An 18,540-nucleotide genomic window follows, 5' to 3' on the forward strand; every position below is an offset into this window, starting at 1 on the left:
GGTCCCCCCGGACGGAGTCTGGGGGAGGGTGGGCACAACGCCACGACCCCGCTCAGCCGTCATGACCGGTGCGGACGGGTCACCCATCGGACACCCCGGCCCCCAGCAGCACCCCGTCCTCGGGCGCGAAGTGCAGCGTGACCTCGTCACCGAGCGCCGGCGTCTCCCGCAGCTCCCGCACGTCCGCCTTGACGCGGTGGCCGTCGCCGACCTCGACGTACAGCCGGTGCGTGGACCCCCGCCACTGCACCTCCGCGATCCGCCCCCGCAGCGCGTTCGGGCCCTCGCCGAGGCCGATGAGGTGCGGCCGTACGCACAAGGTCGCGGCCGCCCCGGGGGCCACCCCGTCCGTGGGGACCTTCAGTTCGACGCCGCCGAAGGCGACCCCGCCCGCCCCCACCGTCACCGGCAGCAGGTTCGCGTTGCCGACGAAGGACGCGGTGAACTCCGTACGAGGACGGCGGTACAGATCCTGCGGCGTACCGCAGTCCTGCAGCCGGGCCTTGTCCATGACCGCGATCCGGTCCGCGAGGGTCAGCGCCTCGACCTGGTCGTGGGTGACGTACAGGATGGAGACGTCCGGCAACTCGCGGTGCAGCCGCGCCAGTTCGGCGAGCATCCCGGAGCGCAGCTGCGCGTCGAGCGCGGAGAGCGGCTCGTCGAGGAGCAGGACGTTCGGCCGGATGGCGAGCGCGCGGGCGATGGCGACGCGCTGCTGCTGGCCGCCGGACAGCTCACGCGGGTAGCGCTTGGCGTAGGCGGCCATCCCGGTCATCTCCAGGGCCTCGGCGACCCGGCCGGGGATCTCGCCCTTCGGCGCCTTCTGCGCCTTCAGGCCGAAGGCCACGTTGTCCTCGACCCGCATGTGCGGGAAGAGGGCGTACTGCTGGACGACCATCCCGATCCCCCGCTTGTGCGGCGGGAGGGCGGTGACGTCACGGTCGCCGATGAACACCCGCCCGGAGACCGGCTGCACGAACCCGGCGACGGCGCGCAGGGCGGTGGTCTTGCCGGAGCCGGAGGGTCCGAGGAGGGCCATGACCTCGCCGGGCTCGACGGTCAGGTCGAGGGAGTCGAGGACGGTGTGGTTCCCGTACGCGACGGAGACGGAGTCGAACCGGATGCCGCTGCGCGGGGCGGTCGCCGTGGTGGCAGGGGCGGGCGCCGTGGGGGCAGGGGCGGGCGCCGTGGTGGCCGGGCCGGGCGCCGTCACCGGTCCGCCTCCGCAGCGGCTATCGCCGCCGGCAGGTCGGCGACCGACCCGAGGACGTGCGTGGCGCCGTGCTCCTTCAGCGCGGCCTCGTCGTGCGCGCCCGTGAGCACGCCCGCGACGATCCCGGCGCCCGAGCGGACACCGCTGAGCATGTCGTACGAGGTGTCGCCCGCGACCGCGATGTGCCGGACGTCGTCGACGGCCGCGGTACGGAGGAAGGCGCCGAGGACCATGTCCGGGTAGGGCCGGCCCCGGCCGCCCGCGTCGGCCGGGCAGAGGGTCAGCTCGACCAGGTCGCGCCAGCCGAGGGCGTCCAGGATGGCGTCCTGGGTGACCCGGGCGAAGCCGGTGGTCAGGACGACGGTACGGCCCTGGCCCTTCAGCTCGTCGATCGCCTCGGCGGCCCCCGGGATCGGCGCGATCAGGCCGCCGGCGACCAGCTCTCCGTACGCCTCCTCGAAGGCGACGTTGGCCTGCTGGGCGCGGGTCTCGTCGCCGCCGAAGAGGTGGCGGAAGACGGAGATCTTGGACTCGCCCATCGTGGCGCGGACGTAGTCGATCATCGTGGCCGGGTCCTCGCCGAGGCGTTCGGCGGCGGCGCTGAACGCCCGCTCGACGAGACCGCCGTCGGCGACGGTGGTGCCGGCCATGTCGAGGACGACGAGGTTGTGCTTGTGGATGTCGGTCATGGTGTCACCAGCCCAGTTCGTTCGCGGTCGTTTCGGCGATGGCGGGCGAGCAGGTCATGCCGCGGCCGCCGGGTCCGGTCACCAGCCACACGCCCTCGCGGACCTTCTGGCGGTGCACGACCCGGGTGGTGTCGGTGCACTGCGCGTACACGCCCGCCCAGCGGCGCCGGATCTTCGGCAGCGGGCGGCCGAGGAAGGACTCGACGACGCGGACGAGGTGCTCGTAGGGGTCTTCGAGGGTGTCGAAGGCGAAGGGGTGCTCGTACTCGTGCGTGTCGCCGATGGTCAGTCCGCCGTCGAGCCGCTGCACCATCAGGAGCTGCATCTTGTGCGCGGCGGCGGTCGGGTCCTGGGCCTGGCCCGCGTTGAGGGCGTCCAGCGCGTCGGACTTGTACGCCGGGTAGTAGCGGAAGGAGTCGGCGTCGGCGACCGAGGTGGTCAGCGGCTCGCCGAGCGGGTCGGTCTGCATCATCTGCAGGCGGACCTTGCGGACCGGGATGTCGCCGGCGATCTCGCGGACCAGGCCGCTGAGCGCGGCGCCGGTGGCCAGGATGACGGCGTCGCCGGTGTGGATCTCGCCGCGGTCGTCGCGGACGGCGGCGTTGCGCATGCCCTCGGCGCCGGAGACGTCCCGGACCTCGCGGTTCGGCAGGAAGGCGTACTTCCCGGAGGCCAGCAGGGCCTTGCGGAGGGCGAGTTGGGCGGTGCGCGGTTCGACTGCCGCGTCGCGCTCACAGAACAGCGCGGCCTTGAAGTCGCCGCGCAGGGCCGGGTTGACCTGGCGTGCTTCCTCGGCGGTGAGCAGCTTGTAGCCGCGCGCCGCCGCGTCGGGGCGGGCCAGGGCGGCCTCGGCGACGGCCAGTTCGAGGTCGTTGCGCACCGGGGTGAGCGAGCCGATGGCCCGGAAGCCGAGCTCGGGGACGCGGGCGCCGATGCCCTCCCAGAGTTCGCGGGCGCGCAGCGCGGTGTCCAGCTCCTCTCCGCCCGCGCGGCCGCTCACCCATATCTGGCCGAAGTTGCGGAGCGAGGCCCCGCGCGCCTCGGCCTCGCGCTCGATGTGTACGACCTCGTGGCCGCGTTCCACTGCGTGCCAGGCGTGCATGGTTCCCACCACGCCGGCTCCTACGACGATCACCTTCATGCCGTTCACGGTCCTGGGGGTTGGTGACCCGGAACGATCCGGATGGCAACGGGACGGTGAACGGGGCGACAAGGTTGGCCTAGACCCGTTACCTTTCTGTGATCTGACGAGACTCTCGTCGAGCCCAAGCTCAGCACGTTCGGTCGGTCAGCCCTGGTGGCCGAGGTGCGCGGTGAAGCTGAAGCGATCACCCCGGTAGAGGGTGCGGACGCGCTCCAGCGGGCTGCCGGAGGTGTCCCGGGAGATCCGGTGGATGAGCAGCATCGGCAGCGCGGGCGGGGTGCCGATGAGCAGGGCCTCGCGGGGCGTGGCGAGCACGGTCTCGATCCGCTCGTCGGCGTCGCCGAAGGTGATGCCGAGCTGCTCGCGCAGGTAGCGGTAGAAGGAGGAGTCCGGGTCGAACTCGCTGTCCAGACGCGGCGCTCGGGCCACCGACACGTACGTGCTCTCCAGGCCGACCCGCTCGTCGTCGGCGAGCAGCACGCGCTCCATGTGCCAGACGGGCTCGCCCCGTTGGACCCCGATCTCGGGCGCGAGGGCCTCGGGGCAGGGGAAGCGGTCGAGCGTGATGAGGGTACGGCCGGGGGTGCGCCCCTGCCGTCGTACGCCTTCGGTGTAGCTGGCGAGCGAGAGCGGCTGCTCCAGCTTCGGCCCGGCGACCACGGTCCCGCGCCCCTGGCGGCGCAGCCGCCCTTCGAGGAGCAGCTCGCGCAGCGCCTGCCGGACGGTCTCCCGGGAGACCTCGTAGCGGACGGCGAGGTCCCGCTCGGTGGGCAGGAGCCCGCCCTCGCCCAACTCGTCTATCAGCGAGGCGACTTTCGCCTTCACCGCGTAGTACTTGGGGATGCGGCCGTGCTCGGGGATGCCGGAGCGGATGGGTGCGCCAGGTGCCTGGTCGTTCGGGTAGTCCACTGGGGGATGCTCGCAGATGGGAATGAACGGGAGGGTGTACGGAGGGTGGCGCGGCGGGGCGGTACGGACTCAGGTCCGTCGCCGTCCACGCCGTTCACGTCGGGCCGCGACGAGCAGGGCCACGCCCGTGACCAGCAGCGCGCCGGAGACGGGGAGCAGGAGGCCGGTCGACTCGTCGGCGGTCTGGGCGAGTTCGGGCCGGGCGGGGTCGGGGACGGCGGCGGGCGGGCGCGGGAGGCCGGTGGTGTCGCGCGGCGGGGTGGACTCGGCGGGGGCGGACTCCGTGTCCTCCTCCGTCCCCTCGGCGGCGATGGTCAGGCGGTAGCCGCCGGACTCGCCGATCCAGTCGCCGTCGTCCCCCCGGCGCTGCACGATCGCCGCGTTGGCCACGACCTCGTTGGGCGCGGTGCCGTCACGGAAGGCGAGCCGTACGCCGATGGTGAGGGTGCGGCCGGCGGGGACGGAGAAGCCGGCGAAGGGCGGGAGGGCGGCGGCCGACGGGGCCGGCGAGTCGGGGAGGCCCGTGGCCGAAGGGCTTGCGGCCGCGGCGCTCGACGCATCCGCGAAGACGCCGACATTCTCGTCCTCCGCGGTCCCCTCGAACGTCACCGGACGCCAGCGTCGGGCCTCGGAGTCGTAGAAGTCGAGGCGGATCTGGGCGGGTTGGAGGACGCGGTCACGGTCGGTGAGGGCCAGGACCGGGTGGACCCCGCGGCAGGGCTCGGTGGTGGTGTTGGTGAGGTCGACCTCGAAGGTACGGAAACCGGCACCGGGGACGTACCTACCGGGCCCGCCGTGGATTCGGGTGTCGATCGGGAAGTCGCGGTCCGTCGCCTTGCCGCAGGTGGGGGCCGGGGCCGCCGCCCGGTTCGGCGTCGCGGGCTCCGCCGAGGACGGGCCGACGGCGAGCGCGAGGACGGAGGTTCCGGTCGTCGCCGCCGTGACACCGAGGGCGAGGGCGTTGCGCAGTCGCATGGGCGGGTGCCTTTGCTGCTCGCGGGCGTACGGGACGGCCGCGACGCTGCCACACGGGCGGGGCGGGTCCGGGCAGCGACGCGGGGCGCCCGCCCGGACGGGCCGCACATTCCGCCCGATCAGCCTATTTTCCGAAGATCGGAGCGAGGATCAGCTGCGCCGCGCCCTCCGCGACGGCGTACGGAGACGTGGCACCGGAGACCGGTGTGCCCAGGCCCGCCCCGGCGAGGACCGCGCGGACACCGCCCACGAACGCCTCGGGGTCGCCGGCCACGATCCGGCCCCCGAGCACGACCCGGTCGATGTCGAGGAGCCGTACGAGATTCACGGCACCCGTACCGAGGACCCGCGCCGCCTCCGGCACGTCACCGCGCGCGACGGCGGCCAGGCAGAGGACCTCCAGGCAGCCGCGGCCGCCGCAGCCGCAGGGCGGCCCGTCGAGCAGGACGGTCTGGTGCCCGAACTCCCCCGCCCCGGTCCTGACCCCCCGGTGGAGCGCGCCGCCGAGGACGAGCCCGGAGCCGAGCCCCGTACCGAGGTGGAGGTACGCGAACGAGTCGGCGGTGGGGGCGGTGGAGCGCAGGGCGAGGCCGAGGGCGGCGGCGTTGGTGTCCTTGTCGAGGGCGACGGGCAGCCCGAGCCGCCGCGCGAGCTCCTCCCGGAGCGGAACGCCCTCCCACTCGGGAAACCCGGTGACGCGCCCGGGCGTACCGGAGAGGTGATCGAGCGGCCCGGGCATGGCGACGCCGAGCCCGAGAACGGCGGGTTCGGCGCCGGGATGGTCCGAGTCGGAGCCGCGCTCATGGGCACCCGCCACCGCCCCGACCTCACCCGACGCGGCACCCGCCACCGCCCCCACCTCCCGCGCCACCACCTCGAACACGGCCTCCGCGCCCGCGCCCAGGTCCAGCGGGGTGCGCCGCACCGCGACCCGTACCCCCGCCAGGTCCACCAGGACGGTCGTCAGTTCGTCGCGGTCGAGGTGGACGCCGACGGCGTACGCGGCGGAGGGGACGAGGCGCAGGACCGTACGGGGCTTGCCGCCGGTGGAGGCGCGCTGACCCGCCTCCCGTACCAGCCCTTCCGCACGCAGCCGCGCCGTGATCTTGCTGACGGCCTGCGGGGTGAGCCCGGTCCGCTCGGCCAGCTCCAGGCGGCTGATCCCGGCCTCGCCCGCGGTCCGCAGCAGGTCGAGGAGGAGGGCCGCGTTGTGGCTGCGCAGGCCGGGCAGATTGACTCCGGCGTCCGACAGCGCACGCCTGACTTCCCTGTTCACCACCCCATTGTCCCTGTCACTTGCACTTTGGCAACAGCGTTGCTTAAGTGGAAGCATGACCGACACCGCCCCCCTCCGCGTCGGACTCGTCGGCTACGGCCTGGCGGGCTCCGTCTTCCACGCCCCGCTGATCGCCGCCACCGAGGGCCTCGTCCTCGACACGGTCACGACGAGCAACCCCGAGCGCCAGGCGCAGGCGCGGGCCGCGTACCCCGGCGTACGGATCGCGGACGCCCCCGAGGAGCTGTGGGCGCGGGCGGACGAGCTCGATCTGATCGTCGTCGCCTCCCCCAACAAGACGCACGTGCCGATCGCCACCGCCGCGCTCACCGCCGGCCTCCCGGTGGTCGTGGACAAGCCGGTCGCCGGTACGGCCGCGGAGGCGCGCGAGCTCGCCGCCCTCGCCGAGGAGCGGGGCCTGCTCCTCTCCGTCTTCCAGAACCGCCGCTGGGACAGCGACTTCCTGACTCTGCGCGGCCTGCTCGCGGAGGGCGCGCTGGGCGAGGTCCAGCGCTTCGAGTCCCGGTTCGAGCGCTGGCGCCCGCAGCTCAAGGGCGGCTGGCGCGAGTCCGGGGCCCCGGAGGAGATCGGCGGTCTGCTGTACGACCTCGGCAGCCACGTCGTCGACCAGGCGCTGGTGCTGTTCGGCCCCGCCGTCCGGGTGTACGCCGAGTCCGATGTGCGGCGCCCCGGCGCGGAGGCGGACGACGACACGTTCCTCGCGATCACGCACGCGAACGGCGTCCGCTCCCACCTGTACGTGAGCGCCACGACGGCCCAGCTCGGCCCCCGCTTCCGCGTCCTGGGGTCCAGCGCCGGGTACGTGAAGTACGGCCTCGACCCCCAGGAGGGCGACCTGCGCGAGGGGCTACTCCCCGGCCCCGGCGTGGCGTGGGGCGTGGAGCCGGAGTCGCTGTGGGGCCGCCTCGGCGCCGGCGAGTCCCCGCTGACCGGCGGCGGTCTGCCGGTGGAGTCGGTGGCGGGTGACTACCCGGCGTACTACGCGGCCGTCGCCGCCGCGGTCCGGGGGAAGGGTACGAACCCGGTCACGGCCCACGAGGCCGCGGCCGCCCTGGACGTGCTGGAGGCGGCCCGCCGCTCGGCCCACGAGGGAATCACGGTGACGCTGTGAGCTCTGCGAGCGAGATCCCCGAACTGGAGGCGCAGGAGCGGAACCTGGTCCTCCCCCGCTTCACGTACGAGGACGCGTGGGCGCTCGGCTCCCTCCTCGTGGAGCTGGCGCGCGAGCGCGAGGCGCCGGTGGCGATCGACATCCGGCGCGGGGCGCAGCAGCTGTTCCACTGCGCGCTGCCGGGTTCGAGCGCGGACAACGACGCCTGGATCGACCGCAAGCGCCGGGTGGTGGAGCGGTACGGCGAGAGCTCGTTCCTGGTCGGCGCCCGCTTCCGGGCCAAGGGGACGACGTTCGAGGCGTCCTCGCGCCTGGACCCCGACCGGTACGCAGCGCACGGCGGTTCGTTCCCGGTCGCGGTCGTGGGCGCGGGGGTGATCGGCTCGGCCACGGTGTCGGGGCTGCCGCAGGCGGAGGACCACGCGATGGTGGTGGAGGCGCTGGAACGCCTGCTGACGTCGTACGCGGTGGACGCCTGAGGACAACGAGCATGCCCCCTCACGGGGCCATGCTCGTTGCCATATCAGGCTTCAGGCGTCCTTGAGCTCCTGCCGCTGACGCCCGAGCCCGTCGATCTCCAGCTCCACGACGTCACCGGCCCGCAGGTACGGCTTGGGCTCGGGCTGCCCCATGGCGACGCCGGCCGGGGTGCCGGTGTTGATGATGTCGCCGGGGTACAGGGTCATGAACTGGCTCACGTACCGGACGACCTCCGCGACCGGGAAGATCTGGTCGGAGGTGTGGCCGTCCTGCTTCAGCTCGCCGTTGACCCAGAGCCGGAGGCCGAGCGCCTGCGGGTCCGGGACCTCGTCGGCGGTGACGAGCCAGGGGCCGAGCGGGTTGAAGGTCTCGCAGTTCTTGCCCTTGTCCCAGGTGCCGCCGCGCTCGATCTGGAACTCGCGCTCGGAGACGTCGTGCGCGACGGCGTAACCGGCGACGTGGGCGAGGGCCTGCTCGTCGCTCTCCAGGTAGCGGGCCGTGCGGCCGATGACGATGGCGAGCTCGACCTCCCAGTCCGTCTTGGTGCTGCGGCGCGGTACGAGCACGGTGTCGTCCGGGCCGACGACGGTGTCGGGGGCCTTGAGGAAGACGACGGGCTCGGTCGGGGTCGCGGCTCCGGTCTCGGCGGCGTGGCCGTGGTAGTTCAGCCCGATGCACACGACCTTGCCGATCCGGCCGACCGGCGCGCCGATCCGCAGACCGGTCGCGTCGAGCGCGGGCAGCACGCCGGCGGCGAGGGCGGCCCGGATCCGGTCGAGGGCGGCCCCGTCGGCCAGCAGAGCGCCGTCGACGTCGCCGACCAGGGCGGACAGGTCGCGCAGCGTGCCGTCCTCGTCGAGCAGGGCGGGCCGCTCGGCACCCACCGGGCCGACTCGCAGCAGCTTCATGGTCTTCTCCCTTGGTCGGGTCGGGCCAGAAGTGCGGCCCTCGTGACACCCGGCCGATGGGTTGCGGCCATCGGAGGTTGGTCGATCCTCCAAGAGTTCGGACCACTCTGCAAGACCCCGTTCACGGACTGGACCCTTACGCGCGAGTAGCAAGGACCCCCACGGCGGGCTGGTCGCGGTAGAGGAGGGCCCGCTCGAAGACGGTCCAGGTGGTGCTGGTGACGACATAGAGGGCGGCGGCGAGCGGGACGACGGCGACCGTGATGAGGGTGGCGAAGGAGAGCAGCGGCATGAGCTTGTTGATGGTCTCGGCGCCGGGCGTGTCCGGGAGGCCGGTGTTCAGCGGCTGTGCGGCGAGCTGCCGCTTCGTACGCCGGAAATTGAACGTGGCGACGGCGGCCACGATCGCGAAGAGCACGAGATAGACGAGCCCAGCAGGACCGAACACCCCACCCGCGGCGAGGGCGTCGGCGTAGTGGTCGCCGAGCGGGGCGGCGAAGAGGCTGTGCCCGGCCATGCGGTCGCCGGAGAACAGGTGGTACATGAGCAGGAACGCGGGCGCCTGGAGGAGGCTCGGCAGGCAGCCGGCGAAGGGCGAGACCTTCTCCTTGGCGTGCAGCTCCATGACGGCCTTCTTGAGCCGCTCGGGGTTCTTGGAGTGCTTGGCGCGCAGCTCGGCGAGTTGCGGGGCGAGCCGGACGCGGGCCTTCTGGCCGCGGGCGGCGGCGCGGGAGAGCGGGTGGATGGCGAGCCGGACGACCATGGTGAACAGAACGATGGCGGCGGCGGTCGCGGTGGTGGCGAAGAGCGGCTGGAGCAGGTCGGCGAGACGCTCGACCAGGGTGGCGAAAACGGACATGGGGACCCTCCGGGGGCCAGTCGTGCCGGAACGAGGAAAGGAATCGGCATGACGAGTCCGCGCAGGACGAAGAGGAGGTACCGCTGACGCAGTACGACCGAATGCCTACACGGCCGCCGGAAGGAGACGTCCGGGTGCCCGGGGCCGACGGCGCCCGGAGGCGTCGGGGTCGCGCTGGGGCAGGAAGGCGGTGCGTTGCTCACGATCGCGCAGCGCGGTGCGTACCCGGGTGGGGGGCACGGGCACGGGAGCCTGGGCGCCGATGAGCGCGCAGACGACGCTGGTCGCGGCGAGGGCGACGGCGGCGGAGAGGCTGGAGCCGTCGGAGAGGAAGAGCTCACCGAGGGCAAGGAGGAAGAATACGGGAGCGGCGATGCGCAGCAGTGCTGTCCCCATCTCCACTCCTTCCTCAGCCGGTAAGCCAGTCGTACTGACCGTTATACACGCTTGGCCCAGACGACAAGCCGATAGGCGGAGCTGAATTCGGGGGTGCAGGTGGTGAGGGTCAGGTAGGCGCCGGGCTCGGAGTAGCCGTAGGAGGGCTTGACGAGGGAGCGGGGGACGGGCTGGATGACGCCGGTGTCGCGGGGCGAGGTCTGCGCGAGGACCCGATCGACGACGTACGCGTACGAGGCCCCCCGGGTCTGCACCTCGATCCGGTCCCCCTTCCTGAGCCGGTTGATGTAGCGGAAGGGCTCGCCGTGGGTGTTGCGGTGCCCGGCGAGGGCGAAGTTGCCGGTCTGGCCGGGGCCGGCGGTGTTCGGGTAGTGCCCGACGTACCCACGATCGAGGACGGACCGCTTGCCGATGCCACGGGCGATGGGGGCGGTGAGGCCGATGCGGGGGATGCGGATGATGGCGTAGGCGGGGGTGGAGGGAGGCGCGGGGTCGAGGGAGGTCGGGGACGCGGCGGGCGAGGAGGCGGAGGGTGACCCCTGCGCGGTCTCCGGCTGGATCTCCGGCGCGGACTCGGGCGCGGACTCCGGCTCGATCGATGGCTCGGGCTCCCGCTCGAACTCCTGCTCAAGGACGCGCACCTGCTCGCCGGCTTCGGCGCGGGCCTGCTGGTTGGTCCACCAGAGCTGGTGGACGACGAGCAGAAGGAGGACGACGCCGCAGGTGACGACGGCTTCGGCGCCGGCCCACAGCAGGCGGGCGGGTGTGCTCCGCACCCCGCGCGTCTGGACGACGACCGGCACTCTGTCCCGCACCCTGGCCCGCACGCGGGGCACGATAGGTGCTGGGGCGCCAACTCTCCAGGGCCGTACAGCAGTACGGTGGTCGGCATGCGCCCCGACATGCCTGCCGACCACGCCACCGAAGCCGAGCGCCTGCTGCGCACCGCCGCGCGGTACCCCGAGGACCAGGAAGCCCTGCTTCTCCAGGCGGCGGCCCATCTGGAACTGGCGGGCGACCGCACAAGGGCGACGACGCTGTACGACGAGCTCCTGTCGTCGTCGCCGTCGAACCCGCACCTGATCAGGTCGCTGAAGGCGGCGAACCTGTGGGAGTACGGCCACGAGGCGGAGGCGAGGGCGATCATCGAGGGCCTCCGTACGGCGATGCCCGCGGAGGCGGGGCCGTGGGAGATCATGGCGGAGACGCTGGAAGCCCACGACGAACTGGAACTGGCGGAAGAGACGGCGACGCAGGCCGCAACGCTCCTGACCGGCGAGGCTTCAGTACGGGACCTCCCCCACGCCACCCAATCCCTCCTGGTGACTCGCCACAGGATCCGCCGGATGCTGGCGCTCCCGCACGACGACTGGGACACCCTGGCGGACACCCTGCACACGGCGGCGGTCCCACTGGACGAGCTCCACGACCCGAAGCGCCTGTGGTCGCTGGGCTCGTCGGACCCGGCGGAACTCCAGGCGGAGATCGCCCGCCTCCGCAGCGAACTGGGCTCCTACAGGACGGCCCTCTCGCGCCCGTTCCCGGTGGCGGTCCTCCACTGGCCGAAAGCGGAACTGGACGAGCTCCTCACGTCGTACCCGGAACTGGAATCCGAGTACCCCACGTACCGCGCCCACCTCACGGACCTCGAGGCCTCCCTCCGCGAACTGTCCGCGGCCGGCACCCCCAACCTGGGCATCGTCCCGGCCACGGTCCCCTCCTACGAAGCCTTCGCCGCCTCCGAATCCTCCTCCCCAGCAAACGCAGACCTCCTCCCCCAATACGCCACAACCCTGGCGGCCAGAGGCCGCGCCACGGCGTGGCCTCCGGCGCGGGGGGCGTCTTGCTGGTGCGGGTCTGGGCGGACGTATGGGGAGTGCCACGCGGCGGAGTGACCGCCGGTCGACCTCCTCAACGAAGCAGTCCGTAAGGCCATGGCCTGATCTTGACCTGCCATGCCAGCGTTGCGAACGGCTTCTCTGTGACGCCTGGTATCACTGAGGTCTGAACGGGGAGGGGACAACAGTGGCTGGTCCGATCAATACCAACGAGCCGATCTCGGGGCTCTACGAGCAACTCATCACGCTGCGTCTCGAGCAACAGCTGAAGGGTCTGACAGATCAGGGCTGGCATGCGATCGACGCCGCCATAGGAGCCGAGTCGGCGCCCCATGTGATCGCGCGGCACGTCGCGGACACGACGCGGCGCATCCTGGAGCGCCTGCCCGAGGCTGAGCGCGTTCACGCGGCCAACCACATCCTCGAATCGATGAACAGCATCGAGGGCGCTCGCGAGTGGGTCGACCTCGTGTCGGACGGCCCCCGCCAGCTCCTCGCCATCGCCGAGCAAGAGGCCAAGGGCGTCTACAAGATCAGGCCTGCGACTCCACTCTCCGAGACCGCACTCATCACCAACTCCCCCGATGACCCGAGCCTGGGCTTTGAGCTCCGAGCTGAGCTCGCCACAGCCGACCGGGTCGACCTTCTCTGTGCGTTCGTCAAGTGGCATGGTCTGCGAGTCATCGAGCAGTCCCTCGAAGCGGCCCACGCAAGGGGCGTTCCGATCCGGGTCATCACCACGACCTACATCGGTGCCACCGAGCGCAGAGCGCTGGACCGTCTCGTCCAGAGGTTCAACGCCCAGGTGAAGGTCAACTACGAGCTGCGCTCTACTCGACTCCACGCAAAGGCGTGGCTCTTCCGACGAAACAGCGGCTACGACACCGCGTACGTGGGCAGCTCCAACCTGTCCAAGGCCGCCCTCCTCGACGGCCTGGAGTGGAACGTCCGCCTGTCATCCATCGCCACCCCGGACGTGCTCCGCAAGTTTGAAGCCACGTTCGACTCCTACTGGAGCGATGCGGCATTCGAGCCGTACGACCCCGACCGCTACTCGAGGCGCCTCGACGAAGCCCTCCAGATCGCCGGCCGGGGCCCCAACAACGCCGCAGGACGCCACATCACGCTCTCGGGACTTGAGGTGCGGCCGTATCCCCACCAGCGGGACATGTTGGAACGCCTCGAGGTGGAGCGCGAAGTCCATGGCCGCCACCGCAATCTGCTCGTTGCCGCTACGGGCACCGGCAAGACCGTCATGGCCGCGCTCGACTACAAGCATCTGAGGGCGAAGCACGGGAGCGACCTCAGGCTTCTCTTTGTCGCTCACCGGCAGGAGATCCTCCGCCAGTCACTGCGGACGTACCAAGACGTCCTGGTGGATGCCAACTTCGGCGAAGAGATGCACAGCAGCATCGTCCCGGAGGAGTGGAAGCACGTCTTCGCGAGTGTTCAGTCGCTCAACGCTGGCGTTCTCGAACGGTTCGCCCCTGACCACTTTGACGTCATCGTCATCGACGAATTCCACCACGGGGTCTCCCCCACCTACCGGAAGATCATCGACCATTTCACGCCCCGCGAGCTCCTCGGCCTCACGGCCACCCCGGAGCGGATGGACGGCCGCAACGTCCAGGACGAGTTCTTCGACGGACGCATCGCGGCGGAGATGCGTCTGTGGGAAGCGCTCGAGAACGACCTGCTGAGCCCGTTCCACTACTTCGGCGTCACCGACAACACCGACATGAGTGCCATCACCTGGAAGCGCGGGGCGTACGACGCCTCAGCCCTGAGCAACTTGTTCACCGGCAACGACGCACGCGCCCGACTCGTCGTCCAGGCAGTGATGGACAAGGTCACGGACCCAGGGTCCATGCGTGCCCTCGGCTTCTGCGTCTCAGTCGCTCATGCCCACTTCATGGCTGACTTCTTCTGCCGCGCCGGCCTCAAGGCCGTGGCCCTCTCTGGGGAGTCGCCGCGAGACGAGCGCAGAGACGCGCTTGCTGCGCTCAGCTCGGGGGAGATTCAAGTGATCTTCTCCGTCGACCTCTTCAATGAGGGCTTGGACATCCCGGACGTCGACACACTCCTTCTGCTACGTCCGACATCGAGTGCCACGGTCTTCTTGCAGCAGCTGGGCCGTGGGCTGCGTCGCAGCGAAGGCAAGGCGGTGCTCACCGTTCTCGACTTCATCGGCCAGCACCGTAAGGAGTTCCGCTTCGAGGAGCAGTTCCGCGCCCTGACCAACCTGACGCGCAACCGCCTGCTCGCGAACATCGAGCATGACTTCCCCCAGCTTCCGTCTGGCTGCCAGATCATCCTTGAGTCCAAGGCCAAGGACCTGATCATCGACAACATCCGCAGCCAGATCAGCGTCAACGTCACGCAGCTCGCTCGGGAAGTGAATCGGTACGGCGAGTCCCGGCTGTCGGACTATCTGGAGGAGAGCGGGCGCGAGCTCAAGGAGATCTACCGCGGCAACGGCAACTCATGGACTGGCTTGCTACGCCGCTCGGGCTTGCTCCCCAGCACCGGCCCCGAAGGTGAGGAAGCGCTCCTCAAGCGCGTCTCGGCGTTCCTCCATGTCGACGACCCTCGACGGGTCGAGGCCTACACGAAGCTCCTTGCCGACGATGCCCCTCCCTACAGCGAGCTCAACGAGATCGAGCGCGCCTACGCCCGCATGTTCTACTTCTCGCTGTGGCCTCTGGGGGGATTCACCAGCTACCAGGATGCTCTGGACTCCCTGCGCCCCCAGCACGCATTCCGCGACGAAGTGCGCCAGGTGCTTGCGCATGTCCTTGACCGCACCGACCACGTCCCCATCCCGCTCCTCGGCCCCCTCGCCGGCCTCCCGCTGACGGTTCATGCCGCGTACAGCCGCGAGGAAATCCTCCCGGCTCTGGGCCAGTCGTTCATCGGCGGCTTCATGCCGGGCCACTTCCGCGAGGGAGTGAAGTGGTGCGAGGGCATCCAGACGGACGCGCTGCTGATCACGCTGGAGAAGGACGAGAAGGACTTCTCCCCGCAGACCCGCTACCGGGACTACGCGCTGAACGACAGCCTCTTCCACTGGGAGTCCCAGAACCAGACATCGGAAACGTCTCCCACGGGCACCCGCTACCAGACCCACAAGGAGAACGGCTCCCACGTCCTCCTCTTCGTCCGCCGCTACAAGAAGACGGATATAGGCGGACCCCAGCCCTGGATGCTCTTGGGGCCCGCCGACTACGTCGAACACAAGGGCAGCAAGCCCATGGGCATCACTTGGAAGCTCAGGCACGAGCTCCCCGCCGACGTCCTCACGTACTCGGCAATAGCTGTGGGCTGATACAGAGTCGACCCGTCAGCGTCACGGTACGACCGAAACCGTGACGCTGGCGGGCCTCCACTCACTCTGCGGAGTTGGTGATGCCGTCGACGACTTGAGTGATCTCCTTGACCACTCCGGTGCCGGCTTCGATCGCCGTCTGCACCTGTGTGGCGCCTGCCGTGAACACAACTGACGCCGTCACGAGCCCCAGGAATGCCCTCTTCCATCGGCCGCCGGCTTGAGCGTCAACGCCCGCCAGCATCGTTGACGCTTGAGTAAGGGAACCCAGCACCTGGTTGGTTTCTCGCGAGACTCTCGCCACCCCGAAGAGCTCAGCGTGCTCGATGAGCCAGAGGAGGTGTGTGATCTGAGCGGCGATCTCGTTCTTGAGAGCGGCAGGAAGCTCAGAGTCCGAGGTGTCAGCGAGAATCTCGAGCCACGAGCGACAACTCTCCGCGAGCTCGTCCAAGTTGGACCCACTGGGTGCAGCGCTAGTGCCGCGCATCGCGGTCTCCAGCAGGTCTGCCGCCGACGCCAGGTGATCAAGCGTCTCTTGCCCCACCAGTACGCTCGCTGGACGCCCTCTATCGGACCAACTCAGATCCGGCTGCATCACAGCGGTCCACCACTGAGGGAAGTAGCGCGAATATCTGACCCGCTGCGCCTCAGGCAGAGCATGGATCTGCCGAATCGTCTCCGAGAGCAGTGCACCGACCTCGGCATGCCGTCGGGCAAACTCGCCGGAACCCCACTCAGCTTCGAGTACCGCAACCCATCCGTCGCGAAAATTCTGGGCGCCGGAACCCCATACCCGCGACAGAATCTCGTACAAGCCGTGCGGGCTTGTAACGGAAGCCGTATTCCCCATCCCCCACCTTGCGATTTGAGCGTCAGTGAGCAAATAAGTTATCAGACCGACCTCGCAGACCTTGACGAACGCTCCGCGAGCCCAAGGCCAACCCGCCGACACATATCGGACAGATCGACAATTAACGACCATTCCGGTTGAACCGATCGACTCACGGATCCAGAATCCGGCACAATCGCGCGAAGGTGCGCATGGGGCGCTATTCTCGTGCGAAACTCGGGGAGGATAGCCATGGCCATCATCAAGCACGCCGCCCGCCAGACCCTTGGGCAACTCATAGGCGCCAACAACCCTCCGGTCGAAGTGCCGGATGATAGTCAGCGCCAATACGCTTGGGGGAAGCGTGAGGTCGACACTTACTGGGCCGATATCCAGAAGTTCATGCGCGCACGCCGAACGGGGACCAAGGCGTCCTCAGAGTATTTTATCGGCCCGATCGTCACCATCACTGACGACAAGATAACCAGCCGATCCCTCCTGGACGGCCAGCAGCGGCTCACCACCTCGACCATCCTAATTGCCGCCATCAGGGACACACTTGGAACCATGGCTTCAACAGAGGCTCGAGTCATGGCGAACAACATCCAGCGAGATTACATTGCCCGCAAGGATGGTCGACATTCCCAACCTCAATACTTCCTGACCCTCTCACTCTTCGATCGGGATTTCTTCAAGGACTACATCCAGGACTGGAATGAGACCACCGGGAAGATTTCCCAGACAGAGATACCCTCGCGCCCCTCTCACAAGCTGATCCAGGACGCATACACGATATTCGAAGGACACATATCCGCATCCCTGACCTCCATACCTTCCGATGACGAGCGAATCGACTGGCTTGAGGAGCTCAGGGATTGCCTGGTGAAGGGGCTCGTTTTCGTTGAGGTGCAGACACCTACCTCCAGCGACGCCAACGAGGTCTTTGAAACGATTAACTCCCGCGGAAAAGACCTCTCCACCGTCGATCTCGTTCGCAACTTCCTCATGGAGAAGAGTCGCAACGATGACGAGAAGGACCGTGTCAACACCGCTTGGCGTTCGCTCCTCGACGGCTTCGAGCGTCGAGAGGACATCGAGAAGTTCTTGCGTCATTTCTGGGTCGCCGGCCACGGTGATGTGCGGTCACACAGCCTGTACACCACCATCAGGAAAGAACTGACCCAGCGCTTCGATGCAGAGCTTCCACGCTACGAGGTGCGGACCTTTGCCGCGGAACTTCAGAACGCGTCTGGAAAGTACATCGAGTTGATCACGTCCGGGACGGGGCTTGAGGCGCTCGACAGTCTTCTGGACGAGGTCAAGACCCTGGGGGCCGATGCCGCGTATCCCCTCCTCCTTGCCGTATCGACAAAGTCCGAGAACAGTGAGGTCGCGAAGATCGCTCAGGCGCTCATCAGCTACTACGTCCGCTGGACGGTTGTCGGCCGGCGCGAGTCAACTCTGCTTGAAGAAAAGCTGTTTGACCTGGCCAAGCAGGTGAGCTCTGGGATCTCGCTGTCGACCGCGTTCGAGCAGATCGTCAGCTGGACGCCGGACGACGCAGCGTTCCAGTCCGACTTCGAGAAGACTCAGATCCCGAGGAGCACGCAGGCACGTTACCTGCTCACCGCGATCGAGCAGTTCCTCCGACAGCGCGACGGGGTGGACGACGTCATGGTGGCCGGTACGAACACAGTTCACGTGGAGCACATCTATCCGCAGTCGCCAGAGGCGGAATATCGTCTCAACGACCATGCAGCATGGGTGAATAGGATCGGAAACCAGACCCTGCTTCACGGGAGGAAGAACCGCATAGCCTCCAACAAGGCGTACCCTGAGAAGGCTGACGCGTACGGCTCGTCATCCTTCCTGATCACTCAGGAAACCGGAGTCGGTCGCCTTTGGGACGCCGATGGCGACGGCTGGCGCACCCGGGGCATCCAGGAGCGCCAGGCCGACCTTGCGAAGCTCGCCATCGACGTGTGGCCGATCGGCACGCGAGACGCGAACCGCCTCCCTTCCTAGCCAGTTCACCTCTGCCCCGCTCCTCCAGAAAGGCCCCGCCATGCCCCGTATCCCCTCCCCCGCCATAGCCGCCGCCGGGCTCGTCGGTGGATATGCCGTCGCCCGGTGGACCAAGAAGCGGCCGCTTGGTGGGGTCGTGCTTGCGGCGGCCGGGGTGGTCTCCGCGCGGGAGTGGCAGCGGGTTGCGGGCGGGAAGGCGGCCGCCGGGCTCACCGTGGCGTATGTGGCCGCGTTCGCCGGGTCGCATCCGTTGGCCAAGAAGGTGGGGGCCTGGCCCGCTGTGTTCGGGGTGGCCGGGGTCGTGGCCGGAACGTCGTGGGTCGTTACTCGGGGCGCCAAGGGCTGAACGGGGCGGGGGTCCCGTGCGTATTGAACGGTGCCCCTCCCCATGGGTGGCGCTGGGCGGGTCCCCTACCCCCCGCCCAGCGCCCAGTCCTAGACCTCTACTCCCGCCCAGCCTGCCCGCCGCGTGGCCGGCCCGCCGCCTAGCCCGCCCAGCGCCCAGCCCGCCCACGGCCCGGCCCGCCCCGCGCCCCGCCCGC

General features: G+C 69.6%; 17 protein-coding genes. 6 read left to right on the forward strand and 11 right to left on the reverse strand.

Annotated elements, in window-relative coordinates; genetic code table 11:
• Positions 1–79: 79 nt before the first annotated feature.
• The 6 genes from ACWCO8_RS28875 to ACWCO8_RS28900 form a co-directional block, all read right to left on the reverse strand.
• On the reverse strand, positions 80–1,123 hold the full coding sequence (locus tag ACWCO8_RS28875; protein ID WP_451034820.1) for an ABC transporter ATP-binding protein: 1,044 nt from the start codon (positions 1,121–1,123) through the stop codon (positions 80–82).
• Positions 1,124–1,209: 86 nt separating this feature from the next.
• A complete protein-coding gene (locus ACWCO8_RS28880) occupies positions 1,210–1,902 on the reverse strand; it encodes a phosphonatase-like hydrolase (RefSeq protein WP_451034725.1) in 693 nt (230 codons plus the stop codon).
• A 4-nt stretch (positions 1,903–1,906) separates the two neighbouring features.
• Positions 1,907–3,043 carry a TIGR03364 family FAD-dependent oxidoreductase gene (locus ACWCO8_RS28885; RefSeq protein WP_451034726.1) on the reverse strand — a complete coding sequence of 379 codons (1,137 nt, stop codon included), beginning with the start codon at positions 3,041–3,043 and terminating at the stop codon, positions 1,907–1,909.
• Positions 3,044–3,190: 147 nt separating this feature from the next.
• Entirely contained in the window at positions 3,191–3,955 is a 765-nt protein-coding gene (locus tag ACWCO8_RS28890; RefSeq protein ID WP_451034727.1) for a GntR family transcriptional regulator, read from the reverse strand.
• Positions 3,956–4,024: 69 nt separating this feature from the next.
• The gene (locus ACWCO8_RS28895) at positions 4,025–4,930 is read right to left on the reverse strand and encodes a hypothetical protein (protein ID WP_451034728.1); all 906 of its coding nucleotides are present in this window, start codon (positions 4,928–4,930) and stop codon (positions 4,025–4,027) included.
• A gap of 124 nt (positions 4,931–5,054) precedes the next feature.
• Positions 5,055–6,206 (reverse strand): ROK family transcriptional regulator, encoded by a 1,152-nt coding sequence (locus ACWCO8_RS28900; protein ID WP_451034729.1) that lies wholly within the window; start codon positions 6,204–6,206, stop codon positions 5,055–5,057.
• 55 nt (positions 6,207–6,261) lie between these two features.
• On the opposite strand from ACWCO8_RS28900, the gene ACWCO8_RS28905 reads away from it, so the two are divergent.
• Together ACWCO8_RS28905 and ACWCO8_RS28910 are read left to right on the forward strand one after the other, a co-directional pair.
• Positions 6,262–7,338, forward strand: coding sequence for a Gfo/Idh/MocA family oxidoreductase (locus tag ACWCO8_RS28905; RefSeq protein WP_451034730.1), 1,077 nt, complete (start codon positions 6,262–6,264; stop codon positions 7,336–7,338).
• Positions 7,335–7,817 (forward strand): heme-degrading domain-containing protein, encoded by a 483-nt coding sequence (locus ACWCO8_RS28910; protein WP_451034731.1) that lies wholly within the window; start codon positions 7,335–7,337, stop codon positions 7,815–7,817. Before ACWCO8_RS28905 ends, ACWCO8_RS28910 begins: the two co-directional genes overlap by 4 nt.
• 51 nt (positions 7,818–7,868) lie before the next feature.
• Here the strand turns inward: ACWCO8_RS28910 and ACWCO8_RS28915 are convergent, their stop codons facing one another.
• From ACWCO8_RS28915 to ACWCO8_RS28930, 4 genes are all read right to left on the reverse strand, one after another.
• Positions 7,869–8,726, reverse strand: a complete 858-nt coding sequence (locus ACWCO8_RS28915; RefSeq protein WP_451034732.1) for a fumarylacetoacetate hydrolase family protein — start codon at positions 8,724–8,726, stop codon at positions 7,869–7,871.
• Between the two features lie 136 nt (positions 8,727–8,862).
• Entirely contained in the window at positions 8,863–9,585 is a 723-nt protein-coding gene (locus ACWCO8_RS28920; RefSeq protein WP_451034733.1) for a YidC/Oxa1 family membrane protein insertase, read from the reverse strand.
• A gap of 105 nt (positions 9,586–9,690) precedes the next feature.
• Positions 9,691–9,981 carry a DUF6412 domain-containing protein gene (locus tag ACWCO8_RS28925; protein WP_451034734.1) on the reverse strand — a complete coding sequence of 97 codons (291 nt, stop codon included), beginning with the start codon at positions 9,979–9,981 and terminating at the stop codon, positions 9,691–9,693.
• Positions 9,982–10,022: 41 nt separating this feature from the next.
• Positions 10,023–10,808 carry a class E sortase gene (locus ACWCO8_RS28930; protein WP_451034735.1) on the reverse strand — a complete coding sequence of 262 codons (786 nt, stop codon included), beginning with the start codon at positions 10,806–10,808 and terminating at the stop codon, positions 10,023–10,025.
• A 63-nt stretch (positions 10,809–10,871) separates the two neighbouring features.
• Here ACWCO8_RS28930 and ACWCO8_RS28935 point away from each other — a divergent pair, with 63 nt between their 5' ends.
• Both ACWCO8_RS28935 and ACWCO8_RS28940 read left to right on the forward strand, forming a co-directional pair.
• Positions 10,872–11,876, forward strand: coding sequence for an SEC-C metal-binding domain-containing protein (locus tag ACWCO8_RS28935; protein WP_451034736.1), 1,005 nt, complete (start codon positions 10,872–10,874; stop codon positions 11,874–11,876).
• Between the two features lie 130 nt (positions 11,877–12,006).
• Entirely contained in the window at positions 12,007–15,144 is a 3,138-nt protein-coding gene (locus ACWCO8_RS28940; RefSeq protein WP_451034737.1) for a DUF3427 domain-containing protein, read from the forward strand.
• Between the two features lie 61 nt (positions 15,145–15,205).
• Here ACWCO8_RS28940 and ACWCO8_RS28945 read toward each other — a convergent pair whose 3' ends face one another.
• Positions 15,206–15,958, reverse strand: coding sequence for a hypothetical protein (locus ACWCO8_RS28945; protein WP_451034738.1), 753 nt, complete (start codon positions 15,956–15,958; stop codon positions 15,206–15,208).
• Between the two features lie 267 nt (positions 15,959–16,225).
• On the opposite strand from ACWCO8_RS28945, the gene ACWCO8_RS28950 reads away from it, so the two are divergent.
• Both ACWCO8_RS28950 and ACWCO8_RS28955 read left to right on the forward strand, forming a co-directional pair.
• Positions 16,226–17,998 (forward strand): DUF262 domain-containing protein, encoded by a 1,773-nt coding sequence (locus ACWCO8_RS28950; protein ID WP_451034739.1) that lies wholly within the window; start codon positions 16,226–16,228, stop codon positions 17,996–17,998.
• Between the two features lie 40 nt (positions 17,999–18,038).
• A complete protein-coding gene (locus ACWCO8_RS28955) occupies positions 18,039–18,344 on the forward strand; it encodes a hypothetical protein (RefSeq protein WP_451034740.1) in 306 nt (101 codons plus the stop codon).
• The last annotated feature ends 196 nt before the right edge of the window (positions 18,345–18,540 follow it).

The sequence above is a fragment of the Streptomyces sp. NPDC001927 genome (assembly GCF_053594455.1).